The following is a 17,514-nucleotide window of genomic DNA, read 5'->3' as shown; positions in this document are numbered from 1 at the left end:
CCCGACGGCCGCCTCCAACGCCTTGCGGGCTGCGCCGGCCGCGGCCCGCAAGGCGTTTTCGATTCGGAAGTCCCGGTATGTTGGAACAACAATTCGTCAATGCCCTGTCTCTGGGCTGCGTGTACGCCCTGTTCGCCCTGGGCTTCACGCTGGTCTTCGGCGTGCTCGGCATTATCAATCTGTCGCACGGCGCGGTATTCATGGTGGGCGCCTATGCCGCCTTGTCCATCATTACCAAGCTGGGCATTCCGCTGTGGATTTCCCTGATCCTGACCTTCATCGTCGCGGGCGCGCTGGGCGCGCTGATCGATTGGCTGGTGCTCAAGCCGCTGCGCCGTCGCAATGCGCCCCACCTGATACCGATGATCGCCACGATAGGCGTGGGCATTGTCCTGAACAACGGCATCCAGGGCCTCTACGGCGCCAACAATCTGCGCTTTCCACCGGGCGTGGTGCCCGACGACACGCTGGTCATCGCCGGCATCCATGTGACGGCCATCGAACTGGCCATCATCTTCCTGTCCTTCGCGCTGATGGCGGTCTTGATGGTGGTGATGCGGCGCACGCAGTTCGGCCGCGCGCTGCGCGCCATCGCCGAATCGCCCAAGGCCGCCTGGCTGCTGGGCATCAATGTCGAGCAATTGTTCCTGCTGACATCCTTCCTGGCCGGCGGCCTGGGCGGCGTCGCGGGCCTGCTGATCGGGCTCTATTCCAACGCGCTTTATCCGTTGATGGGGCAGCCGATGCTGCACAAGGGCATCGCCGTGATCATTCTGGGCGGCATGGGCGATATTCGCGGCGCCATGCTGGGCGGCCTGTTCCTGGGTTTCGCCGAAGTGCTGTCCGTGGCCTACATCGGTTCGACCATGCGCGACGCCGTGGCCTTCGGCCTGCTATTCCTGATTCTGCTGGTGCGCCCCCAGGGCCTGTTCGGCAAAGTGGTGCAACGCAAGGCCTGATTGATCATGACTGCATTCGATAGTTTCTGGGCCATCTATGGCAATGTGGTGCTGACCCTGGGCACCAACGCGCTGCTGGCATTGTCGATATGGCTGACGCTGGCCTGCGGCATGCTGGCCATGGCCAATGCCGCTTTCATGGGGATAGGCGCCTACACGGCGGCCATCCTGACGATGAACTACGACGCGCCGTTTTCGGTGGCGCTGGCCGGGGGCATGGCGGCGCCGGCTCTGGTGGCCGCCATCATCGGCCTGCCCACCATCCGGCTGTCCGGCGTCTATCTGGCCATGGCCACCCTGGGCTTCGGCGAAGTGGTGCGCGTGACGGTGCTGAACACCGAATCGCTGACGGGCGGCGCGCTGGGCTTGAACGGCATTCCGCAGCTGACCCAGTGGTGGCATGTCGTGCTGGCGGTGGTGATCGTGCTGTTCCTGTTGTGGCGCGTGCGCGTTTCCAAGCTGGGAAGGGCCTTCGACGCGATACGGGGCGACGAGACCGCGGCCGGCCTGATGGGCATCAACGTGCGCGCCAACAAGATGCTCGCCTTCATCATCGGCGGCGCCATCGCCGGCCTGGCCGGCGCGCTGAACGCCCACCTGACTTTCTTCATCGGCCCGAACGAATACGGTTTCGACCGTGGCGTCGAAATCCTGACGATGGCCATCCTGGGCGGCATCGGCGGCCTGCCGGGGCCCCTGCTGGGCAGCGCCATCATCACCCTGCTGCCGGAAGTGCTGCGCGGCTTCAGCGATTTCCGCCTGGTCGCCAATGGATTGATTCTTGTGTTGATCGTGTTATTCCTGCCGCAAGGCATCTGGGATCCGGCCCGTTTCGCGCGCTGGATGCGCAAGGGGGGACGGCGCCATGCTTGAACTGTCCTCCATCTCGATGCGTTTCGGCGGCCTGCACGTCCTGCAGGACGTGAATCTGCAGGTGCCTGAAGGCGCCATCTTCGGTTTGATCGGCCCCAACGGTGCCGGCAAGACGACGGTCTTCAACATCATCACGGGGCTGCTGCGTCCCAGCGGCGGCCAGGTGCGCTTCGCCGGCGAGAGCCTGGTGGGCAAGGCGCCGCACCAGATCACGCGCGCCGGCGTCGCCCGGACTTTCCAGAACATCCGCCTGTTCAAGGAAATGACGCTGCTGGAAAACGTCGTCGTCGGCGCCTACCGCCACATGCACTACGGCGTGGCCGGCATGCTGTTCAGCCTGCCCGGCTTCCGGCGCCATGAGGCCAAGGCACGCGAGCGCGCCCTGGAGCTGCTGTCGTGGATGCGCCTGGACCACAAGGCCCACGACCTGGCGGACAACCTGTCCTATGGCGAGCAGCGCCGCCTGGAACTGGCGCGCGCGCTGGCCACCGAGCCGCGCCTGCTGCTGCTGGACGAACCCGTGGCCGGCATGAATACCGGCGAACGGGCCGAATTGATGCGCGAAATCGAGGCCATCCGTTCGCGTGGCTACACGATCCTGATGATCGAGCACGACATGCGCTTCGTCATGGGCTTGTGCGAAACCATCGCCGTGCTGAACTTCGGCAAGATCATCACCAGCGGCCCGCCGGAGGCCATCCGTACCAATGAACAAGTCATCGAGGCCTATCTCGGCCGCGATGACGACGACGACGCGGGGGAGGTGCGCGCATGACCGCCATGCTGGAAATCCGTGGCCTCGAAGTCAACTACGGCCATATCGAGGCGGTGCGCGGCGTCGACATGGCGCTGCGGGCGGGCGAGATCACCGCCCTGGTCGGCGCCAACGGCGCCGGCAAGTCGACCACCTTGCTGGCCTTGTCCGGCCTGTTGCCCAAGGCCAAGGGCTCGGTGCTGTTCGAAGGCGAGGACATCAGCCGCCTGGCCCCGCACCAGATCGTTGCCCGCGGCATCGTGCAGGTGCCGGAAGGCCGGGCCATCCTGACCACCATGACGGTGCGGGAGAACCTGGAACTGGGCGCCTATCGGCGCGGCCGCACCGATACCGGCGCCGACCTGGACTATGTGTTCAAGCTGTTTCCGCGCCTGAAGGAACGCCTGGACGGCATCGCCGGCAACCTGTCGGGCGGCGAACAACAGATGTTGGCCATCGGCCGCGCCCTGATGGCCAAGCCGCGCCTGCTGCTGCTGGACGAGCCTTCGATGGGTCTGGCCCCGATTGTCGTGCAGGAAATCTTCCGCGCCCTGCGGGCCATCAACGCCGACGGCCTGACGCTCTTCCTGGTAGAGCAGAACGTGCGGCAGGCTTTGAAAATCGCCGGCCACGGGTATGTGCTGGAAAACGGCGCCCTGGCGCTGTCCGGCACCGGGCGCGAACTGTTGGGCCACCCCCGCGTGCTGGAAGCCTATCTGGGCGCGTAGGGCGGAGTCCGCCGGGCCCTCCGCGCACAGTGCGGGCCGGGTACAACGTTATCCGGCCGCATCGCTCACACTTTGAGCAATTTCATGCTATGATCGACGACTTTCCCTTTCTCCGACCAAGCACGGGCGGCTGATAACGCTTAGGCAGGGCAGGCAAGCAGGGGAAAAACGCACCGGCCGATTCCGGCGGGGCGAACCAAATTTAGTTCAGGAACCAATCATGAAGACCTTTGTGGCAAAGCCGCATGAAGTCAAGCGTGAGTGGTTTGTGATCGACGCGAAGGGCAAAGTCCTCGGTCGTGTGGCCAGCGAAGTCGCACACCGTCTGCGTGGTAAGCACAAACCCGAATTCACGCCTCACGTAGATACTGGCGATTACATCGTCATCATCAACGCGGCGGACATCGTCGTTACCGGGAACAAGGCGCAAGACAAGAAGTACTTCCGCCACACCACCTACCCGGGCGGCATCCGCGAGACCAACTTCGAGAAGCTGCAGCAGCGCTTCCCGGGCCGTGCCATTCAGAAGGCGGTCAAGGGCATGCTGCCGAAGGGTCCCCTCGGCTATGCCATGATCAAGAAACTGAAGGTGTACGCCGGTGCCGAGCATCCGCACACCGCCCAGCAGCCCAAGCCGCTGGAAATCTAAGGAATCGCCATGATCGGTAACTGGAATTACGGAACCGGCCGCCGCAAGACGTCGGTGGCACGCGTGTTCCTCAAGAAAGGCACGGGCAAGATCGTCGTCAACGGCAAGCCCGTCGACGAGTTCTTCGCGCGCGAAACCGGCCGCATGGTCGTGCGCCAACCGCTGGAACTGACCGGCCACCTGGAATCGTTCGACGTCAAGGTCAACGTCCACGGCGGCGGTGAATCCGGCCAGGCCGGCGCGGTGCGCCACGGCATCACCCGCGCCTTGATCGATTACGACGCCACGCTCAAGCCCGCCCTGTCGCAGGCTGGCCTGGTGACGCGAGATGCGCGAGAAGTCGAACGTAAGAAGGTCGGCCTTCGCAAGGCACGTCGGCGCAAGCAGTTCAGCAAGCGCTAATGTCCAGCAAAAAGGCCGCGAAAGCGGCCTTTTTGTTTATGGATTGGTCCATGGCACCGCCCTGGGGCGGCGATACAATCAATCATCTTCGGAACCAGCAGGAGCCAGCAATCATGGCACTAGCATCCAACGCACGCGTCAAGGTCGGCATCGTAGGCGGAACCGGGTATACCGGCGTCGAATTGCTGCGCCTGTTGTCCCAGCACCCCAATGCCGAGCTCACGGCCATCACTTCCCGCAAGGAAGACGGCATGCCCGTGGCCGACATGTTCCCCAATCTGCGCGGCCGCGTGAAGCTGGCCTTCTCCACCCCCGAGAAAGCGCCGCTGACGGACTGCGACGTCGTGTTCTTCGCCACGCCCCATGGCGTGGCCATGTCGCAGGCGCAGACGCTGCTGGAAGCCGGTACCCGTGTCATAGACCTGGCCGCGGACTTCCGCCTGCAGGACACCGCGGTGTTCGAAAAGTGGTACAAGATGCCGCACGCGTGCCCGGCCATACTCGAAGAAGCCGTCTACGGCATCCCCGAACTGAACCGGGACCGCGTTGCCAAGGCGCGCGTGGTTGGCAATCCCGGCTGCTATCCGACGACCGTGGCGCTGGGCCTGGCCCCGCTGCTGGAAAAGGGCGCCCGCCTGGTCGATACGCAGACCCTGATCGCCGATTGCAAGTCCGGCGTCTCGGGCGCCGGTCGCAAGGCCGAAATCGGTCTTTTGTTCTCGGAAGCCAGCGACAACTTCAAGGCCTATGGCGTGGCGGGACACCGCCATCATCCCGAAATCACGGAGCAACTGCAGCTCATGGCTGGCGGCAAGGTTGGCCTGACCTTCGTGCCGCACCTCGTGCCCATGATCCGCGGCATGTATTCCACCATCTATGCCCGCATCCTGCCGGAAGCGCGCGGCACGGATTTCCAGGCGCTGTACGAAAAGCGCTATGAAGGCGAAGCCTTCGTGGACGTCATGCCCGCCGGCAGCCTGCCCGAAACACGGTCGGTGCGCGCCTCGAACGACCTGCGCATCGCCCTGCATCGCCCCGAAGGCGCCGACCTGCTCGTCATCCTGGTGGTCCAGGACAATCTGGTGAAGGGCGCGGCCGGCCAGGCGGTACAGAACATGAACGTCATGTTCGGGTTGCCGGAAGGTACCGGGCTGGGCCAGGTAGCGGTCCTGCCCTGAGCCCGGCGGTGGGGCGCTTCCTGGCCGGACGGTAGCCGGAACGCGGATGGCACGCTTACGCATGGGAATGGCCGCCGGCCTGCTCGCCATCGTGGCGGTGGCTGGCGTACTGGCCGTCCTGGTGGCGCTATTCTGGCCGGCCATCTCGGATCGCGCGGCCGCGCAGGCGCAGGTCGAGGCCTTGCGCGCGCAGCTCGGCACCGAACAGGCGCAGGTGCAGGCCCTGCGCGGCCAGTTGGCCGCCTCCGATGCCGATCTGGCGGTGGAGCGGTCGGCACGGCGGGCCCTGGAGGACAACCTGGCGGCCTTGCAGATCCAGACCGGTCAATTGCGCGACCGCCTGGCCTTCTACGATCAGTTGCTGCCTGCCGGTCCCGCCGGCACGCTGTCCATCCGGGCGGTGGAAATCACCCGGGTTCCCGCGGGCCTGCGCTACCGGGTGCTGCTGATGCGCAGTGGGCGTCCGGGGCTCCCGCCCTTCGTGGGGAGCCTGCGTTTCGTTGCCCAGGGTATGCGGGATGGCACCGAGGTCCAGTTGCCCCTGGCGCCTTTGCAGACCGAACCGGGGACGGATGATCCGCCCGTGATCCCGCTGGAGGTGGACCAGTACCGCAGCAGCGAAGGCATACTGGCGCTGCCTCCGGATTTCACGCCCAGGGAAGTTGCCGTGGACGTGGTCCGGGACGGCGTGGTGCAGGCCTCGCAACAGGCGGCCGTGGCATTTTGATTCGGCTCTTCGCTGCGCTATAGTAAGACCATATCGGGGCGCAAGTGCGCCTCTGTTCAGTCGCGAATACACCCGGCCCAGGTGGCCGAGCCCGTCAGGGCAGGAGTCTCAAATGAATGCAGTAACCGAAACCGTCGACCTTCAGTCGGCCCCCCCGACCCCGCTGATCTTCACCGACTCCGCGGCCGCCAAGGTCAAGGATCTTCTGATCGACGAAGGCAACCCCGAGCTCAAGCTGCGCGTCTTCGTGCAGGGCGGCGGATGCTCCGGTTTCCAATACGGCTTCACTTTCGATGAAGTCGTCAACGAAGACGATACCGTCCTCGACAAGGAAGGCGTGCAACTGCTCGTGGATCCCATGAGCTTCCAGTACCTGGTCGGCGCGGAAATCGACTACAAGGAAGACCTGGAAGGCGCGCAGTTCGTCATCCGCAATCCGAACGCCACGACCACCTGCGGTTGCGGCTCATCGTTCTCGGTCTAAGCAAGCAGGAAAAGCAGATCCCGCCGCGCTCAGGCGGGATACATCGCGCCCAGCACCCTGGGGCCGCTGGCCCCGGTGACCTCGGGCAGGCCGGCGGCGATCCGATGCACATGTGCGTGCGCCAGCCAGGCGAAAGCCAACGCTTCCATTGATTGCGCCGGCACGCCATGCGTGTCGGTGGTGGCCACGGGCCGCCCCAGGCATTCGGCCAGGTCGCGCATCAGCGCGCTGTTGCGCGCACCGCCCCCGCACACCAGCACTTCCTGCGTATCCGGCGCTTCCCGCTCGATGGCCTGTGCCACCGTGCGCGCCGTGAAGCGTTGCAGGGTGGCCTGGATATCCTGCGGCGTCAGCATGCGGCAATAGCCGGCCCAGGCGTTCAGGCGCGTATCCAGCCAATCCGCGTTGAACAGGTCTCGACCGGTGGATTTCGGCGGGCGCTTGGCCAGCCAGGGTTCGCTGGCCAGCAGGTATTCCAGGATATTGGCATCCACGCGGCCGGCCGCCGCGTAGGCGCCGTCATCGTCGAAGTGCTGTCCCGTATGGCGGCGGCACCACTCGTCCAGCAGCATATTCGCCGGACCGGTATCGAACCCGGTCACGGGCCGTCCCGGCGCCAGCAGGGTGACGTTGGCGATACCGCCCAGGTTCAACACGGCGCGCGGCACGTCCGCGGCAAAGATCGCCGCGTGGAAGGCCGGTACGAGGGGCGCGCCTTGGCCGCCCGCCGCGACGTCGCGCGTGCGGAAATCGGCGACGACGGCGATGCCGGTGCGCTCCGCCAACAAGGCCGGTGCGTTCAGCTGGATGGTGTACCCCAACTCGGGTCGATGCCGTACCGTCTGGCCGTGCGCGCCGATGGCCGTGATATCGGCGGGCGTGTGTCCCGTCGCCGAGAGCAGGCGCTGCGTGGTCTGGGCGTAGCACTCGGCAAGGGCGATGGACGCGCGGGCGGCGCGTTCCAGTTCGTCCTGTCCGGCGGCGTTCAAGGCCAGCAGCGCGGCTCGCAGATCGTCCGGCATGGGCAGGCTGGCTTCCGCCAGGACGTCGGGCCGACCGTGCGGCGCGATGCGCGCCAGCACGCCGTCGACGCCATCGGTACTGGTGCCCGACATCAGCCCGATATACAGATCGCCCGCCGTGGTCATGGTGGTCCGGGCGTTGCCGCGTCAGTTGCCGGCCGCGCTGGCCAGCGTGGTGCCGGGCATGGACTGCTGGAACTGCGCCAGCATGTTCAACTGCTGCTTGTAGACGCCGGTCTCCTGGGCGAAAGCGACCTTGTCCTTGCCTTCCAGCGCCTGGGCGATGGGCAGGTCCACGGACAGCGGATCCACCGGCTTGTCGCCGATACGGAATTCATAGTGCAGATGCGGCCCGGTGGCCCATCCGGTCTGGCCGACGTAGCCGATGACTTCGCCCTGCGTGACGCGCACACCCTTGCGGATGCCGGGAGCGATACGGCTCTGGTGCGCATACAGCGTGGAGAATTTGCTGTCGTGCTTGATCACGACCACGTTGCCGTAGCCGTTCTGCACGCCGGCGAATTCGACTTCCCCATCCGACGTGCTATGGATGGGGGTGCCGATGGGCGCCGCGTAATCCACGCCCTTGTGGCCCGTCCACGTCTTGTGGATGGGGTGCATGCGCATGCCGAAGGTCGAGCTGATACGGCTGAATTTCAGGGCCGTCCGCAGGAAGGCGCCGCGCAGGCTCGTACCGTCGAAGTCGTAGTAGGAGCCCGTCGTGCTGCCCGGCGGGGTGTACCAGACGGCGGAGTACATCTTGCCCTGGTTTTCGAATTCCAGCGCCAGCACCCGGCCCGCGCCCGCGTAGCGGCCGTCGTGCGAACGGGTTTCGTACACCACGCGGAACTGGTCGCCCTGGCGCAGGCTGCGCAGGAAGTCGATCTTGGCGCCCAGGATATCCGCCATCTGCAGCGTCACCGAGTCCGGAATGCCCGCCGCGTCGGTGGCCGCGAACAGGGACGATTCGATGGTGCCCATCGCCACGCGCACCTGGCGGTCCGTGTCTTCGGTCATTTCCTGGGCGACGTAGCTGTCGCCCTTGGGCTCGACTTCCAGGAAACGCGTCACCACCTGGCCGTCGGAGTCGTTGCCGGGGGTGTGGATGTAGCGCAGCCAGACGAGGTCGCCGTTGGCGTCCGTCGCCGCCTGCACCGAGCGCCCGGGGTACAGCTTGTAGATGCTGCGCGCGCTGGGGTCGTGGGTCAGGAATACCTGCAGGCCGTCGTCATCCAGATGCAGGCGTTGCAGCACGGCGGCCAAGGTGTCGCCGCGGCGTATGCGGGTTTCGTTGATATAGGGAGCCGGCGAGGCGTCGCTGACACGGTACTCGTCCGGCGACAACGCCATGACTTTCTCTATGGTGCGCGTGGGCGGCAGGTCGGCTGCATCGGGGTGCTGCACCATACCGACCGCGGCGGCGGCGGCAAACAAACCTACCGCGGTGGCGAGTGCGGCCGCGCGGAGGATACGGGGACGGCGGGAGTGTGATGCGGAGGTGGGCAGGGTGGGGAGCGTCGACGCGGACGGGCGGGCGCTCCCGGGTTCGTTGGGCCCTGTAATCATCTTAAAAAAAACCCTGGGGGCCTCATGGCCCCGTGTGACAGTTGCGTATGATTAGGGCCGTATCCTAGCCGATTCGGCTAGAATTTTCGACAATTTTGTGCTTTTTACATCCTTCCCGTCTCACCGGACGGGGTAGCCGTCCCCCACTATGTCTCAATCCGAAGCCCCCATCACCCCAGAGGTCGAAGCCGATCTCCGTGTCGCCAAGCGCGGCTGCGACGAGCTGCTCGTCGAGTCGGAATTCGTGCGCAAGCTGGCCCGCAGCCGGGCCACCGGCGTGCCCCTGCGCATCAAACTGGGCTTGGATCCCACGGCGCCCGATATCCATCTGGGCCACACGGTCGTCCTGAACAAGATGCGGCAGCTCCAGGATCTGGGCCATACGGTCATCTTCCTGATCGGCGACTTCACCTCCATGATCGGCGATCCCAGCGGTCGGAACAGTACCCGTCCCCCTTTGACGCGCGAGCAGATCGAGTCGAACGCCAAAACGTATTACGCACAGGCCAGCATGGTGCTGGACCCCGATCGGACGGAAATCCGCTACAACTCCGAGTGGTCGGATCCCCTGGGCGCCCGCGGCATGATCCAGTTGGCCTCCCGCTATACGGTGGCCCGCATGATGGAGCGCGAAGACTTCACCAAGCGGTTCAAGGGCGGGATCCCCATCTCGGTGCATGAATTCCTGTACCCCTTGATGCAGGGCTACGATTCCGTGGCCCTGAAATCGGACCTGGAATTGGGCGGCACGGACCAGAAGTTCAACCTGCTGGTCGGGCGCGAGCTGCAGAAGGAATACGGGCAGGAGCCGCAGTGCATCCTGACCATGCCGCTCTTGGAAGGCACCGACGGCGTCGACAAGATGTCCAAGTCCAAGGGCAACTACATCGGCATCTCGGAAGCCCCGTCTTCGATGTTCGGCAAGCTGATGTCGATTTCCGATACGCTGATGTGGCGCTATTTCGAACTGCTGTCCTTCCGCACGCTGGACGACATCGCCGCGCTGAAGGCGGCGACCGAGGCGGGCCGCAATCCGCGCGACGCCAAGGTCGAGCTGGCGCAGGAAATCGTCGGGCGCTTCCACGGCGCGCAGGCGGGCCGGGACGCGTTGGCGGAATTCGAGGCGCGCTTTCGGGACGGCGCCATGCCGGAAGACATGCCCGAGGTCACGGTGGCCGGCGCGCCCCTGGGCATACTCAAGATATTGAGGGAAGCCGGGCTGGCCGCGTCGGGCGCCGAGGCGCAGCGTAACGTCGAACAGGGAGGCGTCCGCGTCAACGGCGACAAGGTGGAAGACAAATCGTTGCAATTGTCCCCGGGCGTGTACGTCATCCAGGTGGGAAAACGGAAGTTCGCGCGTGTTACCTTGGCGGCGTAGGGAATTTTCCAGCGCCGCACACGACCCATCCTTTTGGTTTTTTGAAGGAGGCTGCCATGAAGCTAGCGAGCTTGTCTTTTTCCGATCATGAGTCCATCCCCGAGCGTTATGCCTTCGCGCGGATCGACCCACAGTCGCATGTCGCGCTGGCCGATAATTTCAATCCCCAGTTCTCCTGGGACGACGTGCCGGAAGGCACACAGTCGTTCGTCATGGTCTGCCAGGACCCATACGTGCCCAGCAAGCCGGACGACGTCAACCAGGAAGGGCGGGTCGTCCCCGCCGACCTGCCGCGCGTGGAGTTCTTCCATTGGGTCCTGATCGACCTGCCGGCGAACATGCGGGAAATTGAAGAAGGCGCGTTTTCCAACGGCATCACGCCGCGTGGCAAGGGCGGCCCGCTGGCGCCGCACGACGCCCGCCAGGGCATCAACGACTACACCGGCTGGTTCGCCGCCGACCGCGACATGAGCGGGGACTACTTCGGCTACGACGGTCCCTGCCCGCCGTGGAACGACGTCCTGGTGCACCACTACATCTTTACGCTGTACGCGCTGAGCGTGCCGCGCCTGGACGTGGAAGGCACCTTCAACGGCAAGCAGGTGCTGCAGGCCATCCAGGGCAAGGTCCTGGCGCAGGCCTCGTTGACCGGCACATACACGCTGAATCCCGAGCTGGCGCCCAAAGTCATCGGCACCACCTCCGCTTGAGCTGGGTGAATCCGGAAAGGCGCCGCGCATGCGGCGCTTTTTTATGAGCCCCGCTCACCTTGCCATGAGCACTTTTTCCCGAGTCGGCCCGGGACGCCGAAAAATGCCGCGGATGCGCATTTTTCAGCGCCCCCGCAGGCGAAAAGCGCCGTAACCGCACGGTAAACTATGTGCAGCCGCAGTTTTTTCGCTTTTTGACTCCGTTCAGGAACCTCCATGTTCGACCGTACCCGCACCATCTCCCAGGTTGATGAAGAAGTCTGGGCCGCCATCCAGAAGGAAAACACCCGCCAGGAGCAGCACATCGAGCTGATCGCGTCGGAAAACTACGCCAGCCCGGCCGTCATGCAGGCCCAGGGCACGCAGCTGACCAACAAATACGCGGAAGGGTATCCGGGCAAGCGCTACTACGGCGGTTGCGAGTACGTCGACATCGTGGAACAGCTGGCCATCGACCGCCTGAAGGAACTGTTCGGTGCCGAGGCGGCCAACGTCCAGCCGAATTCCGGCTCGCAGGCCAACCAGGGCGTCTACATGGCGGTGCTCAAGCCGGGCGACAAGGTGCTCGGCATGAGCCTGGCCGAAGGCGGCCACCTGACGCACGGCGCCTCGGTCAATGCCTCGGGCAAGCTGTACAACTTCCTGCCCTACGGCCTGGACGCCGACGAAGTGCTGGACTACGGCAAGGTGGAATCGCTGGCGCAGGAACACAAGCCCAAGCTCATCGTCGCCGGCGCGTCCGCCTATGCGCTGCATATCGATTTCGAACGCATGGCCCGCATCGCCCGCGACAACGGCGCGCTGTTCATGGTCGATATCGCGCACTATGCCGGGCTGGTCGCCGGCGGCGCCTATCCCAATCCGGTGCCCCACGCCGATTTCGTGACCTCGACCACGCACAAATCGCTGCGCGGCCCCCGCGGCGGCGTCATCATGATGAAGGCCGAGTACGAAAAAGCCATCAATTCGGCGATTTTCCCGGGCATCCAGGGCGGTCCGCTGATGCACGTCATTGCCGCCAAGGCGGTGGCCTTCAAGGAAGCGCTGCAGCCCGAATTCCGCGACTACGCCCATCAGGTCGCCCGGAATGCCAAGGTGCTGGCCGAAACCCTGGTCAAGCGCGGCCTGCGCATCGTGTCCGGCCGCACCGAAAGCCACGTCATGCTGGTCGACCTGCGCGCCAAGGGCATCACCGGCAAGGAAGCCGAAGCGGTGCTGGGCCAGGCCCATATCACGGTCAACAAGAACGCCATCCCGAACGACCCGGAAAAGCCGTTCGTCACCAGCGGCATACGCCTGGGCACCCCCGCCATCACGACCCGGGGTTTCAAGGAAGCGGAAACCGAGCTGACCGCCAACCTGATCGCCGACGTGCTGGACGATCCGCGCAACGAAGCGAACATCGCCTCGGTGCGCGAGCGCGTGAACGCGCTCACGGCCCGCCTGCCGGTCTACGGCTGAACGGGCGCGGCGGGGGACTACGGTGCGCTGTCCGTTCTGCGGCCATGCCGATACCCAGGTGATCGATAGCCGGGTGATGGAAGAAGGCGAAACCATCCGCCGGCGCCGGCGTTGCCAGCATTGCGACAAGCGCTTCACCACGTACGAGCGGGTGGAGCTGGCCATGCCTTCCATCGTCAAGCGCAACGGCAGCCGCAGCGAATACGACCAGGCCAAGCTGCGCGCCAGCCTGTCCCTGGCGCTCCGCAAACGCCCGGTCAGCACGGAAGACGTCGATGCCGCGGTGGCGCGTATCGAGGAAAGCCTGCTGACCAGCGGCAAGCGGGAAGTCCCTTCCGCCTATGTGGGTGAATTGGTCATGACCGAACTGCGCAAGCTGGACAAGGTCGCCTACGTCCGGTTTGCCTCGGTCTATCGCAGTTTCGAGGATATCGGCGAGTTCATAGAGGCCATACGCGAAATGCAGGGTCCCTTGTTGTCCGGTAAGTTGCGCAAAGAACCCTGACGCGCCGATGTTCGCGGAACAGGATCTCCATTGGATGCGCCATGCCCTGGATCTGGCCAGGACGGTGCTCCATACCACCTCGCCCAACCCCAGGGTGGGCTGCGTGATCGTCCGGGATGGCCTCATCCTGGGCGAGGGCGCTACCCAGCCCCCTGGCGGTCCTCACGCCGAGATCTGTGCCCTGCGCGATGCCGCCGCGCGCGGTCTTTCGGTCACCGGAGCCACTTTCTACGTCACCCTGGAGCCCTGCAGCCATTTCGGGCGCACGCCGCCCTGCGTGGATGCCGTACTCGCGGCCGCGCCGGGCCGCGTGGTGGTGGCCATGGGCGACCCCAATCCTCAGGTGAACGGCGCCGGCCTGGCCAGGCTCCGGGCGCAGGGCGTTCCCGTCACCACCGGCGTCTGCCTGCCGGAGGCCCTGGCACTGAACGCCGGGTTCGCGGCCAGGATGAGCAGGGGCATGCCCTGGCTCTGGGCGAAGACGGCGGCGTCCCTGGACGGTCGCAGTGCATTGCATAACGGAATGTCGCAATGGATAACGGGCCCGGCGGCGCGTGCCGACGGCCATGCCTGGCGGGCACGCGCCGACGTCGTCCTGACGGGCATGGGCACCGTGCAGAAGGACGATCCACGGCTGACCGTGCGCGACGTGGCCGTGCCGCGCCAACCGCGCAAGGCGGTCGTGGACGGGCGTCTGCAGATCTCCGAATCCGCGCGCCTGTTCGACGGCGAGGAAGTGTGGGTCTTCACAGCCCATGACGACCCGGTCAAGGCGGAGCGCCTGCGACGGCGCAATGCCCGGGTCATCGTGCTGCCAGGCCCGGAGCCGGGCCGTGTCGACCTGCACGCCATGTTGCGCTGGATGGCGCGCCAACACGTCAACGAGGTCCACGTCGAAGCCGGCGCGGGCTTGACTGGCGCGCTGCTGTCCGCCGGCTGCGTGGATGAGATCCTGGCGTATATCGCCCCGGTATTGCTGGGCGATGCCTACGCCATGGTTAAGCTGCCCATGCTTTCCGACCTCGCCGACGCCCGGCGTTTCGAGTTCATCGACGCGCTGCCGATCGGTGGCGACGTGCGCCTGCGGGGGCGTTTCGCCGATCGCTGGCAGGCATTGCTGAGTGCTGCCAACCCCCGTTGAGACTTTCGCGGTGTAGCCTATCGTCAACGGGCCAACAGGCCTGGGCGCGCCGTATGCGCACTATCTGGCGACGGCGCCGATATCCCAGTCAAAGTTCTATCCAGGAGCATTTTTTATGTTTACCGGCATCGTCGCGGCAGTGGGCCGCATCGTGCAAGTGCAGCCCTATGAATCGAAGGATGGCGGCGGCGGCGCCCGCGTGCGCATCGATGCGGCCGATTTGGGGCTGGCCGACGTGCAGCTGGGCGACTCGATCGCTGTGCAGGGCGCCTGCATGACCGTGGTCGCCTTGGATGGCCACAGCTTCGAAATCGATATTTCGCGCGAAAGCTTGCGTCTGACAGCCGGCCTGGACCGTACTGGTGAAGTGAATCTGGAGAAAGCGCTGCGTGTCGGAGATGCCCTGGGCGGCCATCTGGTTTCCGGCCATGTGGACGGTTTGGGTACCGTCGTTGCGTATGCGCCGATAGGAGAATCGCGGGAGCTTATCATCCGCGCGCCAAACGAAATGGCCAAATACCTGGCCTACAAAGGCTCTGTTACGGTGAATGGCATCAGCCTTACGGTAAATGGCGTACAGGACGGTGCGGAGGGTAGTGACATCACCATTAACGTAATTCCCCATACCCAAAACATGACCACGTTGCGTAACGTAAACGTAGGCGACAAAGTGAACTTGGAGATCGACACGATCGCGCGCTACGTCGAACGCATGATGCGGGTGTCCACCGTCTCGGGCTTGCCGGGCGCCTGAATCAGGCGGTTGTTTAAAGCCGCGATGCCATGATTTTTCGAAACGGTATGAAGGGGAACCAAACGCTTTCCAAAAATAATTTCAGTCGTTTACCCGAGCGGAACTTGAGACGCTCGAAATAGGACTAAATCATAGGGCCGTATTTCCGTTGCAAAAGCTGTGTGTGGGGAAAGCAACATAGCGTCACCTCTAATCTGTGTATGGTGAAGACCACTGGCGACATGGATGCAAATAGGGCACACAATGAGGTTGACGGACGGCTAGCCCTTTTCTGATGTTGTTGGAGGTATCCCGATGCTGAACATCGTCGAAGGCTTCAAATCGCAGTATGCCCGTGAGCAGGAAACCGAGCTCTCGCTCGAGGAATACCTGAACCTGTGCAAGCGTGACCCCATGGTCTACGCCAGCCCCGCGGAACGAATGCTCGCTGCGATCGGTGAACCCGAACTCGTCGACACTCGCAACGACCTGCGGCTGTCCCGCTTGTTCTCCAACAGGGTGATCCGCCGTTATCCGGCCTTCAAGGAATTCTTCGGCATGGAGGACGTGATCGCCCAGATCGTTTCGTTCTTCAAGCATGCCGCGCAGGGTCTGGAAGAACGCAAGCAGATTCTCTATCTGCTGGGCCCGGTGGGCGGCGGAAAGTCCTCCATCGCCGAGCGTCTGAAGACGCTCATGGAAAGCTACCCGATCTACTGCCTGAAGGGCTCGCCCGTCAACGAGACGCCGCTGGGCCTGTTCAACCCCAATCGTTTCGCCGACACGCTGGAACAGGATTACGGCATACCGCGTCGTTACCTGAGCGGCATCATGTCGCCGTGGGCGGTCAAGCGGCTGCGCGAATTCGATGGCGATATCTCGCAATTCCGCGTGGTGCGCGTGAATCCTTCCGTGCTGCGCCAGGTGGCCATCGCCAAGACCGAGCCGGGCGACGAGAACAACCAGGATATTTCGTCCCTGGTGGGCAAGGTGGATATCCGCAAGCTGGATCGTTTTTCGCAAGACGATCCGGACGCCTACAGCTACTCCGGCGGCCTGTGCCTGGCCAATCAGGGGCTGCTGGAATTCGTGGAAATGTTCAAGGCGCCCATCAAGATGCTGCATCCCCTGCTGACGGCCACGCAGGAAGGCAACTTCAAGGGTACCGAGGGTTTTTCCGCGATTCCGTTCAATGGCAGCATCCTGGCGCACTCCAACGAGTCCGAATGGCAGACGTTCCGCAACAACCGCCACAACGAAGCCTTCCTGGACCGTATCTACATCGTCAAGGTGCCGTACTGCCTGCAGGTGACGGAAGAAATCCAGATCTACAGCAAGCTGCTGCATAACAGCTCGCTGGCCGAAGCCCCGTGCGCGCCCGGAACGCTGGACATGATGGCGCAGTTCTCGGTGCTGACCCGCCTCAAGGAGCCGGAGAATTCCAGCATCTATTCAAAGATGCGCGTGTATGACGGCGAAAGCCTGAAGGACGTCGACCCCAAGGCCAAGGCCCTGCAGGAATACAAGGATTATGCAGGGACGGATGAGGGCATGAACGGCGTGTCGACCCGTTTCGCGTACAAGATCCTGTCCAGCGTCTTCAACTACGACCAGACCGAGGTGGCGGCCAACCCCGTGCACCTGATGTACGTCCTGGAACAGCGCATCGCCCGCGAGGATTTCCCGGAAGACACGCGCCGCCGCTATCTGGAGTTCATCAAGGGCTACCTGGCGCCGCGCTATGCCGAGTTCATCGGCAAGGAAATCCAGACGGCCTACCTGGAATCCTATTCCGAGTACGGGCAGAACATTTTCGACCGCTACGTGACCTTCGCCGACTGCTGGATCCAGGACGAGGAATTCCGCGATCCGGAAACTGGCGAAAGCTTCGACCGGTCGGCCCTGAACGACGAACTGGAAAAGATCGAGAAACCGGCCGGGATCGCCAATCCCAAGGATTTCCGCAACGAAATCGTCAACTTCGTGCTGCGCGCCCGCGCCAACAACAGCGGCCGCAATCCCACGTGGACCAGCTACGAGAAGCTGCGCGAAGTTATCGAGAAGAAGATGTTCTCGAACACGGAAGACCTGCTGCCGGTCATCTCCTTCAATGCCAAGGCGTCGGCCGAGGACAAGAGCAAGCACCAGAGCTTCGTCGAGCGTATGGTCGAAAAGGGCTATACCGAAAAGCAGGTTCGCCTGTTGTGCGAGTGGTACTTGCGGGTGAGAAAGTCCTCCTGAGCG

Annotated in this window: 18 protein-coding genes; 16 read left to right on the top strand and 2 right to left on the bottom strand. The window is 64.1% G+C overall.

The genetic code is table 11. From position 1 onward, the window contains the following. Nucleotides 1-77 precede the first annotated feature (77 nt). From CAL12_RS24770 to erpA, 9 genes are all read left to right on the top strand, one after another. Entirely contained in the window at nt 78-959 is an 882-nt protein-coding gene (locus tag CAL12_RS24770) for a branched-chain amino acid ABC transporter permease (RefSeq protein WP_086067030.1), read from the top strand. Nucleotides 960-965: 6 nt separating this feature from the next. After that, entirely contained in the window at nt 966-1,832 is an 867-nt protein-coding gene (locus CAL12_RS24765) for a branched-chain amino acid ABC transporter permease (protein WP_086068100.1), read from the top strand. Continuing rightward, nucleotides 1,825-2,607 carry an ABC transporter ATP-binding protein gene (locus tag CAL12_RS24760; protein ID WP_086067029.1) on the top strand — a complete coding sequence of 261 codons (783 nt, stop codon included), beginning with the start codon at nt 1,825-1,827 and terminating at the stop codon, nt 2,605-2,607. The genes CAL12_RS24765 and CAL12_RS24760 overlap by 8 nt, the downstream gene beginning before the upstream one ends. Continuing rightward, on the top strand, nt 2,604-3,314 hold the full coding sequence (locus tag CAL12_RS24755) for an ABC transporter ATP-binding protein (RefSeq protein WP_086067028.1): 711 nt from the start codon (nt 2,604-2,606) through the stop codon (nt 3,312-3,314). The genes CAL12_RS24760 and CAL12_RS24755 overlap by 4 nt, the downstream gene beginning before the upstream one ends. A 220-nt stretch (nt 3,315-3,534) precedes the next feature. After that, on the top strand, nt 3,535-3,963 hold the full coding sequence (rplM, locus tag CAL12_RS24750) for a 50S ribosomal protein L13 (RefSeq protein ID WP_086067027.1): 429 nt from the start codon (nt 3,535-3,537) through the stop codon (nt 3,961-3,963). A 9-nt stretch (nt 3,964-3,972) separates the two neighbouring features. Next, nucleotides 3,973-4,365, top strand: coding sequence for a 30S ribosomal protein S9 (rpsI, locus tag CAL12_RS24745; protein WP_066355857.1), 393 nt, complete (start codon nt 3,973-3,975; stop codon nt 4,363-4,365). A 113-nt stretch (nt 4,366-4,478) separates the two neighbouring features. Beyond that, nucleotides 4,479-5,543, top strand: coding sequence for an N-acetyl-gamma-glutamyl-phosphate reductase (gene argC, locus CAL12_RS24740; RefSeq protein ID WP_086068099.1), 1,065 nt, complete (start codon nt 4,479-4,481; stop codon nt 5,541-5,543). A gap of 46 nt (nt 5,544-5,589) precedes the next feature. Next, nucleotides 5,590-6,270 carry a DUF6776 family protein gene (locus CAL12_RS24735; RefSeq protein ID WP_157793124.1) on the top strand — a complete coding sequence of 227 codons (681 nt, stop codon included), beginning with the start codon at nt 5,590-5,592 and terminating at the stop codon, nt 6,268-6,270. Between the two features lie 112 nt (nt 6,271-6,382). After that, nucleotides 6,383-6,754: an iron-sulfur cluster insertion protein ErpA gene (gene erpA, locus CAL12_RS24730; RefSeq protein ID WP_086067025.1), complete on the top strand. Its 372-nt coding sequence runs from the start codon at nt 6,383-6,385 to the stop codon at nt 6,752-6,754. 29 nt (nt 6,755-6,783) lie between these two features. On the opposite strand, the gene CAL12_RS24725 is transcribed toward erpA, so the two are convergent. After that, nucleotides 6,784-7,902, bottom strand: coding sequence for an anhydro-N-acetylmuramic acid kinase (locus CAL12_RS24725; protein WP_086067024.1), 1,119 nt, complete (start codon nt 7,900-7,902; stop codon nt 6,784-6,786). Between the two features lie 21 nt (nt 7,903-7,923). Continuing rightward, nucleotides 7,924-9,342, bottom strand: coding sequence for a M23 family metallopeptidase (locus CAL12_RS24720; protein ID WP_420042742.1), 1,419 nt, complete (start codon nt 9,340-9,342; stop codon nt 7,924-7,926). Between the two features lie 148 nt (nt 9,343-9,490). Here CAL12_RS24720 and tyrS point away from each other — a divergent pair, with 148 nt between their 5' ends. From tyrS to CAL12_RS24685, 7 genes are all read left to right on the top strand, one after another. Next, nucleotides 9,491-10,720, top strand: coding sequence for a tyrosine--tRNA ligase (gene tyrS, locus CAL12_RS24715; RefSeq protein ID WP_086067023.1), 1,230 nt, complete (start codon nt 9,491-9,493; stop codon nt 10,718-10,720). A 56-nt stretch (nt 10,721-10,776) separates the two neighbouring features. Next, nucleotides 10,777-11,430 (top strand): YbhB/YbcL family Raf kinase inhibitor-like protein, encoded by a 654-nt coding sequence (locus CAL12_RS24710; protein WP_086067022.1) that lies wholly within the window; start codon nt 10,777-10,779, stop codon nt 11,428-11,430. A 216-nt stretch (nt 11,431-11,646) separates the two neighbouring features. Then, nucleotides 11,647-12,891, top strand: coding sequence for a serine hydroxymethyltransferase (gene glyA, locus CAL12_RS24705; protein WP_086067021.1), 1,245 nt, complete (start codon nt 11,647-11,649; stop codon nt 12,889-12,891). A gap of 22 nt (nt 12,892-12,913) precedes the next feature. Beyond that, nucleotides 12,914-13,396: a transcriptional regulator NrdR gene (gene nrdR / locus CAL12_RS24700; RefSeq protein WP_086067020.1), complete on the top strand. Its 483-nt coding sequence runs from the start codon at nt 12,914-12,916 to the stop codon at nt 13,394-13,396. Between the two features lie 7 nt (nt 13,397-13,403). Then, entirely contained in the window at nt 13,404-14,537 is a 1,134-nt protein-coding gene (ribD, locus tag CAL12_RS24695; RefSeq protein WP_086067019.1) for a bifunctional diaminohydroxyphosphoribosylaminopyrimidine deaminase/5-amino-6-(5-phosphoribosylamino)uracil reductase RibD, read from the top strand. A gap of 115 nt (nt 14,538-14,652) precedes the next feature. Next, on the top strand, nt 14,653-15,291 hold the full coding sequence (locus tag CAL12_RS24690; protein WP_086067018.1) for a riboflavin synthase: 639 nt from the start codon (nt 14,653-14,655) through the stop codon (nt 15,289-15,291). 294 nt (nt 15,292-15,585) lie between these two features. Further along, nucleotides 15,586-17,511: a PrkA family serine protein kinase gene (locus tag CAL12_RS24685; protein ID WP_086067017.1), complete on the top strand. Its 1,926-nt coding sequence runs from the start codon at nt 15,586-15,588 to the stop codon at nt 17,509-17,511. Nucleotides 17,512-17,514 lie beyond the last annotated feature (3 nt).

The sequence above is a fragment of the Bordetella genomosp. 8 genome (assembly GCF_002119685.1).
Classification (GTDB): domain Bacteria; phylum Pseudomonadota; class Gammaproteobacteria; order Burkholderiales; family Burkholderiaceae_B; genus Bordetella_C.
The sequence above is the reverse complement of the archived record's forward strand: the minus strand, read 5'-3'. Positions and strand labels throughout refer to the sequence as shown.